Below are 16,796 nucleotides of genomic sequence, written 5' to 3' on the forward strand. Positions count from 1 at the left end.
ACGTCACTCGCTGACGTGACGTCGACTGAGCCCGTCACTCGACCACGTGGCGTCCCTCGGGCCGAGCGCTGCACGATGCCCGGAAAGCGCAGTGTGTGCAGTGTTGTCCCGTGGTCGGTGAGAACCGTTCGTCGAGGACCTTCCCGGCCGCGGTGGCCAGCAGGTCGCCGACCCATTCGCCCTCGAGGGGCTCCTGGGCCTGCACCTTGGGGAGGGTCTCGCCGCCGTTCTTCTTGGCGGCGCCCTGGCGCAGCTGGACGAGTTCCGCGCCGCCGGGCTCGGGGCGTACGCCGTCGAAGGTGTCGTCGACGGCCCCCTCGCGGACGGCGAGCTGGTAGACGGCGAGCTGCGGGTGGTGCGCCACCTCCGCGGCGCTGGGCGCGTGTTTGCCGGTCTTGAAGTCGACCACGTAGGCGCGGCCCTCGGTGTCCGTCTCGACGCGGTCCATGGAGCCCCGGATACGCACCTCGTAGTCACCCGCCTCCAGGGTCACGTCGAAGTCGTGCTCACTGGCCACCGGCACACGTCCCGCACGGACGCCGTTGGAGTCGACGTGCCACTTCAGGAAGCGTTCGAGCGCCACGCGCGCGTGCTCCTTCTCCTGCGCGGACTTCCAGGGCGCGTCGAAGGCGAGCGCGTTCCACACGGAGTCCAGACGTTCCATGAGGACGGCGAGGTCGGCGGGGGTGCGTCCGGAGGCGACCTCGTCGGCCAGGACGTGCACCACGTTGCCGAAGCCCTGGGCGGCGGTCGCGGGCGCGTCCGCTTTGACCTCGCGGCCCAGGAACCACTGCAGGGCGCAGGTGTTGGCGAGCTGGTCGAGGGCGCTTCCGGAGAGCACGACGGGCTGGTCGCGGTCGCGCAGCGGCACCTTGCTCTCGGTCGGCTCGTACATGCCCCACCAGCGGTAGGGGTGCGCGGACGGCACGAGGGGGCGGCCGTCCTCGTCGCCGAGGGCGGCGAGCTTGGCCAGGCGGTGGGCCGCGGCCTGCCGGAGGGTGTCCGAGACCCGCGGGTCGACCGTGGTGGCGCGCAGTTCGGCGACCAGGGCCGCGACGGACAGCGGGCGGCGGGGGCGGCCGGTGACGTCCCTGGGTTCGACGCCGAGTTCGGTGAGGAAGCGGGAGGGCTGGTCGCCATCGTCGGCGGGGGCCTTCACGGCGGTGACGATCAGGCGTTCACGCGCGCGTGTGGCGGCCACGTAGAACAGACGGCGCTCTTCGGAGAGGAGCGCTCCGGGGGTGAGGGGTTCGGCCAGGCCGTCGCGTCCGATGCGGTCGGCCTCCAGCAGGGAGCCGCGGCGGCGCAGGTCCGGCCACAGGCCCTCCTGGACGCCCGCGACGACGACGAGGCGCCACTCCAGGCCCTTGGAGCGGTGCGCGGTCATCAGGCGTACGGCGGCGGGGCGCACCGCCCTGCGGGTGAGCGTGTCGGCGGCGATGTCCTGGGCCTCGATCTCCTCCAGGAAGTTGAGGGCGCCGCGCCCGCCCGTGCGTTCCTCGGCGCGGGCCGCGGTCGCGAACAGCGCGCAGACGGCGTCGAGGTCGCGGTCGGCGTTGCGTCCGGCCGCGCCACCGCGTCGGGCGGCCCGCTCCAGGCGCTGCGGCCACGGTGTTCCCTCCCAGAGGTCCCAAAGCGCCTCCTCGGCCGTCCCGCCGCCCGCCAGGCGCTCCCGTGCCTTGCGCAGCAGCGCGCCGAGGCGCTGGGCTCCCCGGGCGTACGCCGGGTCGTGCGCGACGAGCCGCTCCGGCTCGGCCAGCGCGCGGGTGAGCAGTTCGTCGGAGGGCTGCGGTACGTGGTTGCCCGCGGCGCGCTCCTCCTCGCGCAGCGCGCGCCCCAGACGCCGCAGATCGGCCGCGTCCATGCTCGCGAGGGGCGAGGCGAGCAGGGTGAGGGCGGTTTCGGTGTCGAGCCAGGGATCGGCTTGCGCGTCGGCATCCTCGGGTACGTCGATGTCTTCGGGTGCGTCGGCATCCTCGGGCACGTCGGCGTCTTCAGGTACGTCGCTGTCGCCGCCGGAGGGCGCGGCCGTACCCGACTCCGCGCGCGCCACCGCCCGCAGTGCCGTCAGCAAGGGCGTGACCGCCGGTTCGTGCCGCAGCGGCAGGTCGTCGCCGTCGATGTCGAGCGGCACGCCCGCCGCGGTGAGCGCCCGCCTGATCGTCGGGATCGTGCGGGAGCCGGCGCGCACCAGGACGGCCATGTCGCCCCAGGGGACGCCGTCCTCCAGGTGGGCGCGGCGCAGGATGTCCGCGATGTTGTCCAGCTCCGTGCCCGCCGTCGGGTACGTGTAGACCTCGACGGCGCCGCCGTCCCGTACCGGAGACAGCTGGCGGTGGGCGCGTACCTTCTCCGCCGGAAGGCGGGTCAGCGGCATGCGCTGCGTGATCAGACGGGTGGCGGTGAGCAGGGCGGCGCCGGAGCGGCGGGAGGTGCGCAGCACCTCGACCTGCGCGGGGCGGCCGTCCGCGCGCGGGAAGGCGTCGGGGAAGTCCAGGATGCCGTTCACGTCCGCGCCCCGGAAGGCGTAGATCGACTGGTCGGGGTCACCGAAGGCGACCAGGTTGCGGCCGCCGCCGGCGAGGGCGTGCAGCAGCCGGACCTGCGCGGGATCGGTGTCCTGGTACTCGTCCACGTAGACGGCGTCGTACTGCGCGGCGAGGTGTTCGGCCACGCCCGGACGCCCGGCGAGCAGCACGGCGCGGTGGACGAGTTCCGCGTAGTCGAGCACTCCTTGGAGGTCGAGAACGTCCAGGTACTCGGCGAGGAAGGCGGCTGCCGCGCCCCAGTCGGGGCGGCCGATGCGCCGGGCGAAGGCGGTCAGGGCGTCGGGGCTCAGGCCCAGTTCGCGGCTGCGCGCCAGTACCGCGCGGACCTCGTCGGCGAAGCCGCGCGTGGTCAGGCAGGCGCGCAGTTCGTCCGGCCAGCGGACATGGGCGAGGCCGAGCCGCTCCAGGTCGGGCTGGCCCGCGAGCAGTTCGCGCACCGCCACGTCCTGTTCGGGTCCGGACAGCAGCCTCAGGGGCTCCACGAACAGGTCGCTGTCCTGGTGGGCGCGGACCAGGGCGTAGCAGAACGAGTGGAAGGTGGTCGCCCGGGGAGCGCGGGCGGCCCCTATGCGCAGCGCCATGCGGTCGCGCAGCTCGACGGCCGCCTTGCGGCTGAACGTCAGCACCAGGATGCGTTCCGGGTCGCCGCCCCGCGCGATCCGCGCCGCGACGGACTCGACGAGCGTGGTCGTCTTGCCGGTACCGGGGCCGGCCAGCACGAGCAGCGGTCCCCTGTCATGGTCAACCACCGCGCGCTGCTCTGCGTCCAGACGAGGGGGCCCCACTCGGACCGGTGCGGTACGTACCAGTCGGTACGCGCCGCGGGTCCCCTGCCGCACCTGGGGGTGCGACAGGCGCCTGGTGGAAGAAGAGGAGCTCACGTGGTTCGCCGGTCCTGGAGGTCGTGCTGGTGGGAAGAGCGCCGCGCGTTCAGGGCGGTGGCCGCGGGGTGAGGGGGATGCGTGCCGTCGACGCTACGCCGGTGGGCATCGTGGAAGGAGGGCTTCCCCTTCTTCCCTCACACCACGTGCGTCCCTCTGCTCTCGAACGTACGGTATGTGACGGGCGTGCCCGGTTTCCCCCGTACGGGCCACAGGTTCCCCATCGCCCCGTCCGATGCCGGAAGCTGTCAGGTGTGACCCTGCGCGCGTTCGCCGCCGTCCCATCGTGCCCGTCTCATGTCGACGCGCGGCAGATGCCCCTCGGAGGCCCTGCTCGCCTCCTTCAGGGGCGTGCTCTCGTCGCGGTAGTGGCCCAGCGCATCGAGTTCGTGGCCCGGGAGCAGCGCGCCGTCCGCGCGGACGACCCGCCACCACGGGACCGCTCCTCCGTAGAGGGCCATCACCCGGCCCACCTGGCGCGGTCCGCCCTCCTCCAGCCACTCCGCGACGTCCCCGTACGTCATCACATGCCCGGGCGGGATCGACTCGGCGACCTCAAGGACCCGCTCCGCGTACTCCGGCAGGGCATCCGTCGGAAGGCTCTCCTCGCTCATCCGCCCCATCCTGCCCCATCCCACCGACAGTGCGACGATTCGGTGACTGTGCGTATCCCTCGCCACGAAGGCGCACTTGGGGCAGACTGTGCGCCCCCGTATTTGCACCCTGATGCCCCCGTGTGTCGGTGGGGCATGCCACCATCGTGCGGGCGGTGACTGGTGATACGAGATCAAGAAGAGACGATGAGGCAGCAGGGCGTGCACCCCGAAGACGCGGAGAGCACCTCCGCGGCCTCGTCGCGTCCGGACACCGGCGACACCGGCCCGAAGGACCCGGGCGAGGCGGCGGACGAGCCCACCACGGCGGTGGACGAAGAACCCGTTCCTGACACCCACGGCCGAGCCCAGAAGCGACTCGATCCGGCGGACGACTGCGGCGACGAGGTCCACAGCGACGAGGTCGAGGGCGACGAACCGCTGCTGCCCGCGCGCGTGCACCGTCCCTCCGATCTGATGCGGCTCCTGGTCGGCGTCCTCGCCATCGCCGTGCTGCTGGCCATCGCCGCGTTCGCGCACGGCACCACCTCGGGGCTCGAGCAGGACATCAACAAGGGCACCGGCCAGGCACCCGATCTGCTGATCAAGATCGCGGGTCTGGCGTCGAGCATCGCGATCCTCCTGGTGCCGGTCGCCTTCGCGATCGAGCGGCTGATCAAGCGGGACGGGCTGCGCATCGCCGACGGCGTGCTGGCCGCGGTCCTCGCGCACGGAGTGACACTCGCCACGGACCTGTGGGTCGCCAAGGGTGCCCCGAGCTCCATCCAGGAGGCACTCACCCAGCCCTCGCCGGGTGACATCCACGCCCTGACCGACCCGGTGCACGGCTATCTGGCGCCGGTCATCGCGTACATGACCGCCGTCGGGATGTCCCGCAGACCGCGCTGGCGCGCGGTGCTGTGGGTGGTGCTGCTCCTCGACGCCTTCTCCATGCTGGTCACCGGCTACACCACGCCGTTCTCGATCATCCTGACGGTGCTGATCGGCTGGAGCGTCGCGTACGGGACGCTGTACGCGGTCGGCTCGCCGAATGTGCGTCCGACCGGGCGGACGCTGATGGCGGGCCTGCGGCACGTCGGCTTCCACCCCGTCAGCGCGGCCCGCGAGGACACGCCCGACACCACGGAGAACGGCGATCGCGGTCGGCGCTACTTCGTCACCCTGGAGGACGGCCCGCCGCTGGACGTCACGGTGGTCGACCGTGAGCAGCAGGCGCAGGGCTTCTTCTACCGAGTGTGGCGCAACCTGACGCTGCGCGGTCTCGCCACCCGTCGCAGTCTCCAGTCGCTGCGCCAGGCCCTGGAGCAGGAGGCGCTCCTCGCGTACGCGGCCATCGCGGCCGGGGCCAACGCCCCGAAGTTGATCGCGACCTCCGAGCTCGGCCCGGACGCCGTGATGCTCGTCTACGAGCACACCGGCGGGCGCACACTGGACTCGCTGCCCGACGACCTCATCACCGACGATCTCCTGCGCGACACCTGGCATCAGGTGCAGGCCTTGCAGTCGCGACGCATCGCACACCGCAGGCTCGCGGGTGACGCGATTTTGGTGGATCGTTCCGGCATGGTGATCCTCACCGACCTCCGCGGCGGTGAGATCGCGGCCGGCGATCTGCTGCTGCGCATGGACATCGCCCAGTTGCTGACCACGCTGGGGCTGCGCGTCGGCGCCGAGCGCACGGTGGCGTCGGCCGTCGGCGTGCTCGGCCCGGACGCGATCGCCGACTGCCTGCCGCTGCTGCAGCCCATCGCACTGACGCGCTCCACGCGCGCGACGCTGCGCAAGCTGGCCCGGGAGCGCGCCCAGCGCGAACGCGACGCGGTCCTGGAGGCCTCCCGGCAGAACAAGCTCGCCCGCGCGGAACAGGCCCAGCACGCCGAGGCCGCGGTGGAAAAGCCCGGCAAGAAGGCCGTACGCGCGGAGCAGCGGGCCGAGAAGCGGGCGATCGACGAGGCACTGGACGAAGCACGCGAGGAGGATCTCCTCACCCAGATCCGCCACCAGGTACTGCTGATCCGCCCGCAGGCGCCGGTCGAACCGGCCCGCCTGGAGCGGGTGCGGCCACGCACACTGATCAGTTTCATCGCCGGTGCCATCGGTGGGTACTTCCTGCTGACGCAGCTCACCCACATCGAGTTCGGGACCCTCTTCGACAACGCCCAGTGGGGCTGGGTCGCCGCGGCCGTGCTGTTCTCCGCGGTGAGCTACTTCGCGGCGGCGATGGCGCTGCTCGGCTTCGTACCGGAGCGGGTGCCGTTCATGCGGGCCGTCGCGGCGCAGGTCGCCGGCTCGTTCGTGAAGATCGTGGCGCCCGCCGCGGTCGGCGGTGTGGCCCTCAACACACGTTTCCTGCAGCGTGCGGGGGTGCGGCCGGGGCTCGCGGTGGCGAGTGTCGGCGCGTCCCAGCTGTTCGGGCTCGGCTGCCACATCCTGATGCTGCTGTCCTTCGGCTATCTGACCGGCACCGAGAAGACGCCGTCCCTGTCGCCCTCCCGCACGGTCATCGCCGGTCTGCTGACGGTCGCCGTACTGGTGCTCGTCGTGACGTCGGTGCCGTTCCTGCGCAAATTCGTCAGCACGCGCGTGAGGTCGCTGTTCGCGGGCGTCGTACCGCGCATGCTCGACGTGCTCCAGCGGCCCCAGAAGCTGATCACCGGCATCGGCGGCATGCTGCTGCTGACCGCCTGCTTCGTGATGTGTCTGGACGCTTCGATCCGCGCCTTCGGCCACCAGCAGCCCACCACGCTCAGCCTCGCCAGCGTCGCCGTCGTCTTCCTCGCCGGCAACGCGCTCGGCTCCGCGGCGCCGACCCCCGGTGGCGTCGGCGCCGTCGAGGCGACCCTCACGGTCGGTCTGATCGCCGTGGGACTCCCCAAGGAGGTCGCCGCCCCCGCGGTGCTGCTGTACCGGCTGCTGACGCTGTGGCTTCCGGTGCTTCCGGGCTGGCTGTTCTTCAACCACCTGAGCCGCAAGGGCGCCCTCTAGAGCCCCGCGCCGACCCTCCCGTACGACCCCTGCGCGCGCCCTCACCCACACGGCCCGCGTCCCGAGCGCCCCGCCCCGCACGACCGCAGGATGGGGAGCATGCCGAACCCGTCTCCGCCGCGCGCCGCTGCGCTGGCGCTCTCCGTCGCTGTGCTGTCCGCCGTGCTGACGGGCTGCAGCGACAACTCGAAGAGCGAGGACCTGCCGGACCAGAAACTGAGCTGGAAGGACTGCCCGGCCCCCGCCGAGTCCGAGGGCGGCGGCAACGCCCCCTCTCCCCTGCCGGGTGGCACACAGTGGCAGTGCGCCACCATGAAGGCACCCCTCGACTGGGCCGAGCCCAAGGGCGACACCATCGGGATCGCGCTGATCCGGGCGCGGACGAGCGGCGACCAGAGCAAACGCATCGGCTCCCTCATCTTCAACTTCGGCGGCCCCGGCGGCTCCGGCGTCACCACGCTGCCCGCCTTCGGCGAGGACTACGCGAAGCTGCGCACGCGCTACGACCTGGTGAGCTTCGACCCGCGTGGGGTCGGCCGCAGCGCGGGCGTGAAGTGCGAGGACGACAGCGGACTCGACGTGTTCTTCCAGCAGGACGCCACCCCCGACGACACCGCCGAGCAGAAGAACCTCCTCAGCAACACGAAGACGTTCAACGCGGCCTGCGAGAAGAACTCCGGACGGACCCTCCCCCACGTGCGCACCTCCGACGCGGCCCGCGACATCGACCTCATGCGCCAAGTGCTCGGCGACGCCAAACTGCACTACTTCGGCATCTCGTACGGCACCGAACTCGGCGGCGTCTACGCCCACTTGTTCCCCAAGCGCGTGGGGCGCGCCGTCTTCGACGCGGTCGTCGACCCGACGCAGAACCCGGAACAGAGCGCGCTCGGGCAGGCCAGAGGCTTCCAGCTCGCGCTCGACAACTTCGCCACCGACTGCACCTCGAAGACCGAGCCCTGCCCGATCGGCGACACCCCGCAGGACGTCAAGAACCGCATCGCCAAACTCCTCAAGGACCTGGACAGCAAGCCCATCCCCGGCGTCTTCCCGCGCCAGCTCACCCAGACCGAGGCCACCAACGGCATCGCGCAGGCGCTGTACTCCAAAGACTTCTGGGAGTACCTGACGGAGGGCCTGGACCAGGCGTACAGCGGTGACGGCAAGGTATTGATGCTGCTGTCCGACTCGATGAACGGGCGCAACCAGAACGGCCAGTACAGCAACCTCTACGCGGCCAACGTCTCCATCAACTGCGCCGACGAGAAACCGCGGTACACGATCCCCGACGTGCAAGCCGGTCTGCCGGCGTTCCGAGCCGCCTCACCGCTCTTCGGCGACTACCTGGCCTGGGGCATGCTCAGCTGCACCAACTGGGCGGTCCCGGGCGCCGCCGACCACCCGGACGTCAGCGCCGCCGGTGCGGCGCCGATCCTCGTGGTCGGCAACACCGGCGACCCGGCCACGCCGTACCAGGGCGCGCAGAAGATGGTGGACGCGCTGGGCAAGGGCGTCGGCGTCGAGGTGACCTACAAGGGCCAGGGGCACGGCGCGTACGACAGTGGGAACAAGTGCGTGCACAACGCGGTGAACGGCTATCTGCTGGACGGGACCGTACCGCCCGCGGGAACCGTCTGCACCTAGGACCGACGCCATCCGTACTCAGAAAAGCGCAGGTCAAAGAGTTATCCACAGGCCTCCGCGGTGTCGGCCGCGGGCGCCTACCATGGCCTGCATGTGATCCGCGACATCCGGCGGACCACGGGCGAGGGGGGAAGTTCATGACGCGTTTCGCACGGTGGGCGGCCGCGGCGGCCGCCGCGTTGCTGGTGGCAGGCTGCGGCAGCGGCTCGTCGGGAGACGGCAAGGACGAGGGGAAGAACAGCGGCCTGCCGTCGGCCGGGGCGCCTTCCTCCGGCACCGCCTCGGGGCTGCCCACCTCGCTCACCTCACAGAAGCTCGACTGGGGCCACTGCAAGAGTTCCTCCGCGCCGGGCAGCGGCTGGCAGTGCGCGACACTCAAGGTGCCGCTGGACTACGCGAAACCGGGCGGCGAGACGATCGGCCTGGCGCTGATCCGCTCGAAGGCGACCGGCGGCCAGAGCAAGCGCATCGGCTCACTCCTGTTCAACTTCGGCGGACCCGGCGGCTCGGGCGTCGACACGATGCCGTCGTACGAGAGTGCCGTCGGCCCGCTCCACGAGCGCTACGACCTGGTGAGCTGGGACCCTCGCGGCGTCGCCGCCAGCGAGGGTGTGCGCTGCCGCAGTGACAAGGCGATCCAGGCAGCCGAGTCCGTGGACGCCACCCCGGAAGACGCGGCCGAGGAGACCGCGTACTTCAAGGACGCCGCCGGCTTCGGCAAGGGCTGCGCGAAGGCCGCCGGACAGCTGCTGTCACACGTTTCCACGACCGACACGGCCCGCGACATGGACCTGATGCGCCAGGTCCTCGGCGACGGGACGATGCACTACCTCGGCTTTTCGTACGGGACCGAACTCGGCGGCGTGTACGCCCACTTGTTCCCCAGGAACGTGGGCCGTCTGGTGCTGGACGCCGTCGTCGACCCGAGCGCCGACACGGTCGGGCACGCCAAGAACCAGACCCTGGGCTTCCAGCGCGCCCTGGACGACTACCTCAAGTCCACCGGCCAGGACCCCAAGCAGGGCTCCCAGAAGATCGTGGACCTGCTGAACCGCATCGACGCGAACCCCCTGCCGACGGCCGGCGGCCGCAAGCTCACCCAGACGCTGGCGCTCACCGGCATCGTCCTGCCCCTGTACAGCAAGGAGGGCTGGCCCCGCCTGACCAACGCGCTCAAGGGCGCCGAGGGCGGTGACGGTTCGGGACTGCTGGCCCTCGCCGACGGCTACAACGACCGCGATTCCTCGGGGCATTACGGCACGACGACCCACTCCCAACGGGTCATATCGTGCTTGGACGACAAACAGCGGCCGACTCCCGCGGAGACGAAGAAGCTGCTGCCCGAGTTCGAGAAGATCTCGCCCGTCTTCGGGGACTTCATGGGCTGGGACACCGCGGGTTGGTGCCACGACTGGCCGGTCGCCGGCCAGTACGACAACCCGGAGGTCAGCGCGCCGGGTGCCGCGCCCATCCTGATCGTCGGCAACACCGGGGACCCCGCGACTCCGTACGAGGGCGCCCGCAGAATGGCCGACGAGCTGGGCAAGGGCGTCGGAGTGGAGCTCACCTGGAAGGGCGAGGGCCATGGCGCCTACGGGAGTGGGAGCGAGTGTGTCGACTCCACGGTGAACAGCTATCTGCTGGACGGGACGGTGCCGAAGGACGGGAAGGTCTGCGCGTCGTAGTGGCGGGTGCGGCCGACGGGCGCGGACCTGTGCCCGCGCCGACCCGACCGACGAGCACTCGGCCGGCGAACCCTCGGTCGTCGAGCACTTGGCCGGCGAAGACCCGGCGCACGGACGCCCGGTCGGCGGACCCCCGGCCCGCGAGTGACCGGTCAACGGCAGACCGGTCAACGGAAAGGGGCCCGGCACGCACGGTGCCGAGCCCCTCCCGAAAAGCCGTTCGCCTGGTGCACCGGCGCCTAGTACACCGGCTTCTCCGGCTCGATCTGATTGACCCAGCCGATCACACCGCCGCCGACGTGCACCGCGTCCGAGAAGCCCGCGGACTTCAGCACGGCGAGCACCTCCGCGCTGCGGACGCCCGTCTTGCAGTGCAGGACGATCTTCTTGTCCTGCGGAAGGGTCTCCAGGGCGGTGCCCATGAGGAACTCGTTCTTCGGGATCAGCTTGGCGCCGGGGATCGAGACGATCTCGTACTCGTTGATCTCGCGGACGTCGATGATCTCGATGTTCTCGCCGTCGTCGATCCACTCCTTGAGCTGCTTGGGAGTGATCGTCGAGCCGGCCGCCGCCTCCTGGGCCTCCTCGGACACGACACCGCAGAAGGCCTCGTAGTCGATGAGCTCGGTGACGGTCGGGTTCTCGCCGCAGACCGCGCAGTCCGGGTCCTTGCGGACCTTGACCTGGCGGTACTGCATCTCGAGGGCGTCGTAGATCATCAGGCGGCCGACGAGCGGCTCACCGATGCCCGCGAGAAGCTTGATCGCCTCATTGACCTGGATGGAGCCGATGGACGCGCACAGCACGCCCAGCACGCCGCCCTCGGCGCAGGAGGGGACCATGCCCGGCGGCGGGGGCTCCGGGTAGAGGCAGCGGTAGCAGGGACCGTGCTCGGACCAGAAGACGGAGGCCTGGCCGTCGAAGCGGTAGATCGAGCCCCACACGTACGGCTTGTTGAGCAGGACGCACGCGTCGTTGACCAGGTAGCGGGTCGCGAAGTTGTCCGTGCCGTCGACGATCAGGTCGTACTGGCTGAAGATGTCCATCACGTTCTCGGCCTCGAGCCGCTCTTCGTGAAGGACCACGTTCACGTACGGGTTGATGCCCAGCACGGAGTCACGGGCCGACTCGGCCTTGGAGCGGCCGATGTCCGCCTGACTGTGGATGATCTGGCGCTGCAGGTTCGACTCGTCGACCTCGTCGAACTCCACGATGCCGAGCGTGCCCACGCCCGCGGCGGCCAGGTACATCAGCGCCGGCGATCCGAGGCCGCCGGCGCCCACACACAGCACCTTGGCGTTCTTCAGCCGCTTCTGCCCGTCCATGCCCACGTCGGGGATGATCAGGTGGCGGGAGTACCTGCGGACCTCGTCTACGGTGAGCTCAGCAGCTGGCTCAACCAGGGGTGGCAGCGACACGGGGACTCCGTTGGTCGGTCAATCACTACAGTTGTTCTCCCCGTAACACTGCCACGCCCTTCTTCATTCCGAGACACCCGTTCCGATCCGCGAGACGATCTCGTCCCAGTAGCCGGGCATCGTCTCCCAGGGGTCGGCCCGTCCACCGTGATCCGTGCGGTCGGTGAAGTAGATCGTGGCGGCGCCCTGCCAGCGGGCGATGCGCAGCGCTTCGTCGAGATGACCGCGCGGTACCCCGTGCACGAGGTGGCAGAAGCGCTCGGGCGGATAGTCGGCGGTCCACTCGGCCACCTGCGACCAGCGGTAGTCGCTCCAGGTGCCGGAGAAGGTCACCAGCTGGTCGGCGCTTTCGACATAGCCGGGGTAGGGGTGGGTGCCGTGGCCGAAGACGAGGTGTGCGTCGTCGAGGAGCGTTCGGAGCCTGCTGGCCGCCCGGCGGATCTCGGGGAGCGCGGCGCGCTCGGTGGGACAGCGGTGCAGGAGGAAGCCACCGACCCGGTACCAGTCGAGATACCGGTGTGCGTCGGAGATCACCTCGGCGAAGGCGCGTGCGCCGTACGTCACGTCAAGGTGTCCCAGGACGCGCACGCCCGCGTTGCGGAGTCGGCCGGCGGCCTCCAGGCAGTGCGGGTCGGGGCGGATGCCGGGACCGCCCGCCACGTTCAGGACGGCCCAGTGCACGGGGGTGCCGGGGCGGGTGAGTTCGCCCCACTCGGCCGGAGCGACGAGGGGGTGCGCATAGCCGGGGACTCCGAGGCCGACCCTTAAGTCCGTGCTCGCGATGTCCGTCGCGGCGCTGGTCAGATACGACACGCCGCCTCCATCCAGATATCGGCGAGGGATTCCTCGAGGTTGATCCGGGGCCGCCAGCCGAGCCGGTCGCGTGCGGTGCGCACATCGGCCTGCTGCCAGCTGCCGCAGCCGTCCGGGTAGGGGTACGCGACCGGCGCCCCGTGATCCGTTTCGGTGCGGGGATGACCGATGGCCGACCTCATCGGTCCGGGTGGGCCGTCGAGTTCGTGCAGCGTGCCCCCATAGCCGGCCACCCGGGCGAGGACCGCGGCGGCGTCGCGCAGGCGGACGGCGCGGCCCGAGCCGATGTTGATGACGCCCTGCGCGGCGGAGAGCGAGGCGGCGTGCACGGCGCGGGCGACATCGCGGACGTCGATGAAGTCGCGCTGGACGCCGAGTCCGCCGAGTTTGAGTTCGCCGTCGCCGGACTGCATGGCGCGGCGCAGGGCCTCGGCGAGGCGGCCGAGCGGGGATCCGGCGGGGGTGCCGGGACCCGCGGGTGAGAAGACGCGCAGGACGACGGCGTCGAGGCCGGACCCGAGGACCAGTTCGGTGGCGGCGAGCTTGCTGACGCCGTACGGGCCGCCGGGGCGCGGTACGGCGTCCTCGGCCGTGGAGGAGCCGGGCTGGCTGGGCCCGTACTCGGCGCCGCAGCCGATCTGCACCAGGCGGGCACCGCAGCCGCTGCGGCGAAGGGCCTCGCAGACGGTGGCGACGGCGACGGTGTTGTGCCGGGTCAGTTCGCGGGCTCCGCCGCGGGTGGCGCCCGCGCAGTTGATGACGACCCCGGGGTGCACCGCGTCCAGGAAGCGGGTGAGGGCGCCGGGGCTGCCCGAGGCGAGGTCGAACCGTACGTCGGCGTCGTCGCCCCGGCCGAGCGCGGTGAGCTGCACGGCCGGATCGGCGAGCAGTCTGTCGGCGACGAAACGGCCGAGGTATCCGTTGGCTCCGATCAGCAGGACCCTCATCGGGCGGCTCCCGGGGCGGACTCTCCGGTTCGGGAGGTGATCATCTGGCGTTCTCCTTCGGGGTGGTGCCGTGGGTCGGACGGAGCGCCCGCGGTGTCGGCCCCGCGGGAGGGTGCGCCCGGCACGAGGGCTGGACCCTCGGGCGCCGGTCGCGGCTCATGGCGTCCCGCCCGGTGTGGCGTGGGCCGAAGCCCGGGTCAGGGTGCGGGTCGCGTGGATCAGGAGGACGAGCGCCGCCGCGCCGCACAGCAGGGCCGGGACGGCACCCGGACCCCAGGCGTCGGCGACGGTCTCGACGGGGGTGGCGACGAACGAGCAGCCGGGCAGACGGGCCGCGAAGACCGTGGTGACGGCGGTCACCTCGGCCGCGCCCGCGGCGCCGAGGACGACGGCCGGGGCGTGGGTGAAGCCGCGCGTCGTGAGCAGGCGGGCGAGCAGGAGCAGCGCGCCGAGGGCGCCCGCTCCGGCGTACGCGCCGGGCCCGTTGTAGACACCGGGCTCGCTCGGTGTCTCCCGGCACAGTGCGAGCAGCGCGCCCAGGGCGCAGAGGAACAGGGCGAACACTCCCAGGAGCAGGGGCCGCACGGAGACGGCGAACTCCTCCAGGCCTCGGCTCGCGGTCAGTTTGCGGCGGGCGCCCGCGGTGAAGAGGTGGGCGCACCAGACCGCGGGTGCGCACGCCAGGGCGAGGGCCAGCACGGGTGCGGTGGCCGGGGGCCAGGGGCCGTCGGGGCCGCCTTCGATGCCGACGCTCAGCAGTCCGTCGCCGAGCAGGGCGTACGCGATCAGCCAGCAGGTCCAGGCAAGGCTGCCCCTCGTCGTGCGGTGCGTGGTGCTGAGGGGACCTCGGCGCAGCGCGGCGCGCAGGCCGAGCGTCACCGCGAGGGTGCCGCCGGCGGCGACCGCGAGGCGCGGCTGCCCTTCGGTGAACCGCAGCCCGGCCACGGTCGCCGCGCACAGAGCGCCCGGCAGCAGGGAGAGCACGGCCCAGTCGGCGCGCACGCCGGAGTGTTCGGGGGCCGCGGGCCGCGGCGCCGGGTCCGAGTCGCGGGCCACGCGCGCGTACATCTCCTCGGCGAGCGAGAACACGTCCCGGTGCCGGAACCGTGCGGCGGTGCGGTCGGTCACGCCGTGCGCCTCGAGGCCCGCCGCGATCTCCAGGGGGTCGACGGCACGCTCGCAGAGTTCACGGTGCCGGTGCATCAGCGCCTTCACGGGGTCCACGGCACCGCGGCGACCACCGCCGAGGGATGCGCGCGCGCCCCGCGGGTCGCTCCCCGAGTCGTTCCCCGGATCACCCCCGGCGTCGCCGCGCGCACCACCCGAGCCGTCCCGTACGAGTTCGCTCATCACGCGCCCTCCCCCGCAGGCAGCGGAGCTGTGGCGCGCACCGGCGCCCCCGCCGCCCAGCGCGGGCGTCCCGTGACCATGAGACGGGCCTCGGTCCAGCGACCGGGTACGTGGACCTCGGCCGGCACGCCGAACGGCAGGGGGTCCCCCGCGTCGTCCACGACGAGCCGCCGGACCGGAGAACGCGAGACGATCTCCAGGTAAATGCCGTGAAATGCTGTGATGTTCTGTTCGACCGTGAAGAGTTCGAGGGCTCGCGCGCGAGCCGCCGCGCCCAGGCGCGCACGCCGTTCGGGGTCGCGCAGCAGTGCCACGCATGCCTCGGCGAGCGCCCGCGGATTGCGAGGCGGGACCACCAGCCCCGTACCGCCGATGACTTCGACGACCGCGCCGACGTCCGTGGACACGGTGGCGCGGCCGCAGAACATGGCCTCGACCAGGCTGATCGGGAAGCCTTCGATGACGCTGGAGAGGACGACCACGGCACCGGACGCGTACGCCTCCGCGAGGCTCGGGACCTCCGGGCCGCCGATCTCCTCGAAGGACACCGGGTTGTCGCCGACCGCGTGCACGCCCTCCGCCTCGTCGGGGAAGAGCTGGGCGGCCAGCGCCTTGCAGTGGGCCAGGTACAGCGCGCCCTCCGGCCCGTCGGCAGGCGCGCCGACGATCCGCAGCCGGGTCTTCGGTGCCTCCTTGCGGACCTCGGCGAAGGAGTGCAGCAGTGAGATCAGGTCCTTGGCCGGTTCGATGCGGCCGACCCAGACCAGGGTGTCCGGGTCCGCGCATCCGGAGCCGTCGGCGCGCTCGCCCACCTCCGCGAAGCGGGCGGCCTCCATGCCGGGGTAGACGGTGCGCAGTTTGGCGCGGTCGGCACCGCAGCGCTCCTGCCAGCGGCGCGCGTGGGTGTTGCCCGGCGTGATGAGCGCGGCCCGGCGGTAGACCTCGGCGGCCAGCGCGCCGTGGAAGGCCGCGAGCAGCGCCCGTACCGCGGAGGACTCCTCGGCGGCGGAGGAGGCGAGGTAGTGCGCCCGCAGCTGCACGCCGTACTCCGTGACCAGCAGGGGCACCCCGGCGAAGTGCAGTGCGAGCAGGCCGGGCAGGGCGGCCTCGCCGCCGGCCGTCGCGTGGCAGAGGTCGACCGAGCCGAGCCCGTCGTCCTCGTACCAGTCCAGCGAGAGGGGGCGCAGGGCGCGCTCGATGTGAGCGGCGACGGACAGCAGGTCGGGCACGCGCGCGGTACGCGCGGCGCGCAGTGCGCCGGGCGCACGGCAGGCACGCTCCAGGGCGCGCACGGCCCCCTCGGAGCGCAGCGCCCCGACCAGCCCGCCCTCGTCGCGGGCCAGTTCCGCGAGCCCGTACAGCGCATTGCCGAAACGGTCCGCCACCACTGCGCGAGAGGCCTCCGCCGCCGTCACTCCGCCAGAGGCCTCCGAGCCGTCGAGGACCGCCGGTGCGGCACACACCGCCGCCGCCAACTCCCCGAAGCACTCGGCGAACCGCCGGCGCGCCCGTCGCCCGTGTACCACACCGTCGTCCTCGGCCGTCCACAGCGGAGCCGTCCGCACTCGGCTGACCTGCGGCGGCAGCTGGATCCAGCCCTCGTCCTCCTGCCGCTCGCTGCGACTGAGCGCGTAGATGTCGAACTCGTGCTGCTCGAGCCCGCGCACGAGCCGGTCGCACCAGAGTCTGGCGTCACCGCTCACATACGGATAGCCACCCTCCGTAAGCAGTCCTATGCGCACCAGTGCACCCCCGATCTCCCTATGGGGAGCCGCCGTTGACCCGGCGGCTCGCAGCGGGAAGAACGTAAGCGCACAGGGCGGTGGCGCGACGGACGGTTGTCCATCGCGCCACCAAAAGGGGTGAACGGTCGTAACTTTCCCGTGCGGGTCGCGTTCTGTCGCGCTACG

The 16,796-nt window shown here is 71.9% G+C and carries 10 protein-coding genes; 3 read left to right on the forward strand and 7 right to left on the reverse strand.

Annotated features, from left to right (window positions below; translation table 11 throughout):
• Positions 1-34 precede the first annotated feature (34 nt).
• Both ACZ7M3_RS06285 and ACZ7M3_RS06290 read right to left on the reverse strand, forming a co-directional pair.
• The gene (locus tag ACZ7M3_RS06285; RefSeq protein WP_472061226.1) at positions 35-3,430 is read right to left on the reverse strand and encodes an ATP-dependent helicase; all 3,396 of its coding nucleotides are present in this window, start codon (positions 3,428-3,430) and stop codon (positions 35-37) included.
• A gap of 248 nt (positions 3,431-3,678) precedes the next feature.
• Entirely contained in the window at positions 3,679-4,044 is a 366-nt protein-coding gene (locus ACZ7M3_RS06290) for an MGMT family protein (RefSeq protein ID WP_179436443.1), read from the reverse strand.
• A gap of 186 nt (positions 4,045-4,230) precedes the next feature.
• On the opposite strand from ACZ7M3_RS06290, the gene ACZ7M3_RS06295 reads away from it, so the two are divergent.
• The 3 genes from ACZ7M3_RS06295 to ACZ7M3_RS06305 all read left to right on the forward strand — a co-directional run bounded on the left by ACZ7M3_RS06295 (position 4,231) and on the right by ACZ7M3_RS06305 (position 10,358).
• The gene (locus ACZ7M3_RS06295) at positions 4,231-7,029 is read left to right on the forward strand and encodes a lysylphosphatidylglycerol synthase transmembrane domain-containing protein (RefSeq protein ID WP_472061228.1); all 2,799 of its coding nucleotides are present in this window, start codon (positions 4,231-4,233) and stop codon (positions 7,027-7,029) included.
• A 99-nt stretch (positions 7,030-7,128) separates the two neighbouring features.
• Positions 7,129-8,673: an alpha/beta hydrolase gene (locus ACZ7M3_RS06300; protein WP_472061230.1), complete on the forward strand. Its 1,545-nt coding sequence runs from the start codon at positions 7,129-7,131 to the stop codon at positions 8,671-8,673.
• 137 nt (positions 8,674-8,810) lie between these two features.
• Complete coding sequence (locus tag ACZ7M3_RS06305; protein WP_472061232.1) at positions 8,811-10,358, forward strand: alpha/beta hydrolase; 1,548 nt, start codon at positions 8,811-8,813, stop codon at positions 10,356-10,358.
• A 239-nt stretch (positions 10,359-10,597) separates the two neighbouring features.
• On the opposite strand, the gene moeZ is transcribed toward ACZ7M3_RS06305, so the two are convergent.
• From moeZ to ACZ7M3_RS06330, 5 genes are all read right to left on the reverse strand, one after another.
• On the reverse strand, positions 10,598-11,776 hold the full coding sequence (moeZ, locus tag ACZ7M3_RS06310; protein WP_095852712.1) for an adenylyltransferase/sulfurtransferase MoeZ: 1,179 nt from the start codon (positions 11,774-11,776) through the stop codon (positions 10,598-10,600).
• Between the two features lie 63 nt (positions 11,777-11,839).
• On the reverse strand, positions 11,840-12,589 hold the full coding sequence (locus tag ACZ7M3_RS06315; protein ID WP_472061234.1) for a spherulation-specific family 4 protein: 750 nt from the start codon (positions 12,587-12,589) through the stop codon (positions 11,840-11,842).
• Positions 12,577-13,536, reverse strand: a complete 960-nt coding sequence (locus tag ACZ7M3_RS06320; RefSeq protein ID WP_452964443.1) for an NAD-dependent epimerase/dehydratase family protein — start codon at positions 13,534-13,536, stop codon at positions 12,577-12,579. Before ACZ7M3_RS06320 ends, ACZ7M3_RS06315 begins: the two co-directional genes overlap by 13 nt.
• Before the next feature lie 156 nt (positions 13,537-13,692).
• Positions 13,693-14,886 carry a hypothetical protein gene (locus tag ACZ7M3_RS06325; protein WP_472061236.1) on the reverse strand — a complete coding sequence of 398 codons (1,194 nt, stop codon included), beginning with the start codon at positions 14,884-14,886 and terminating at the stop codon, positions 13,693-13,695.
• A complete protein-coding gene (locus ACZ7M3_RS06330; protein WP_472061238.1) occupies positions 14,886-16,628 on the reverse strand; it encodes a DUF3492 domain-containing protein in 1,743 nt (580 codons plus the stop codon). Before ACZ7M3_RS06330 ends, ACZ7M3_RS06325 begins: the two co-directional genes overlap by 1 nt.
• Positions 16,629-16,796: the final 168 nt, after the last annotated feature.

Source organism: Streptomyces sp. NPDC111656 (assembly GCF_055656965.1).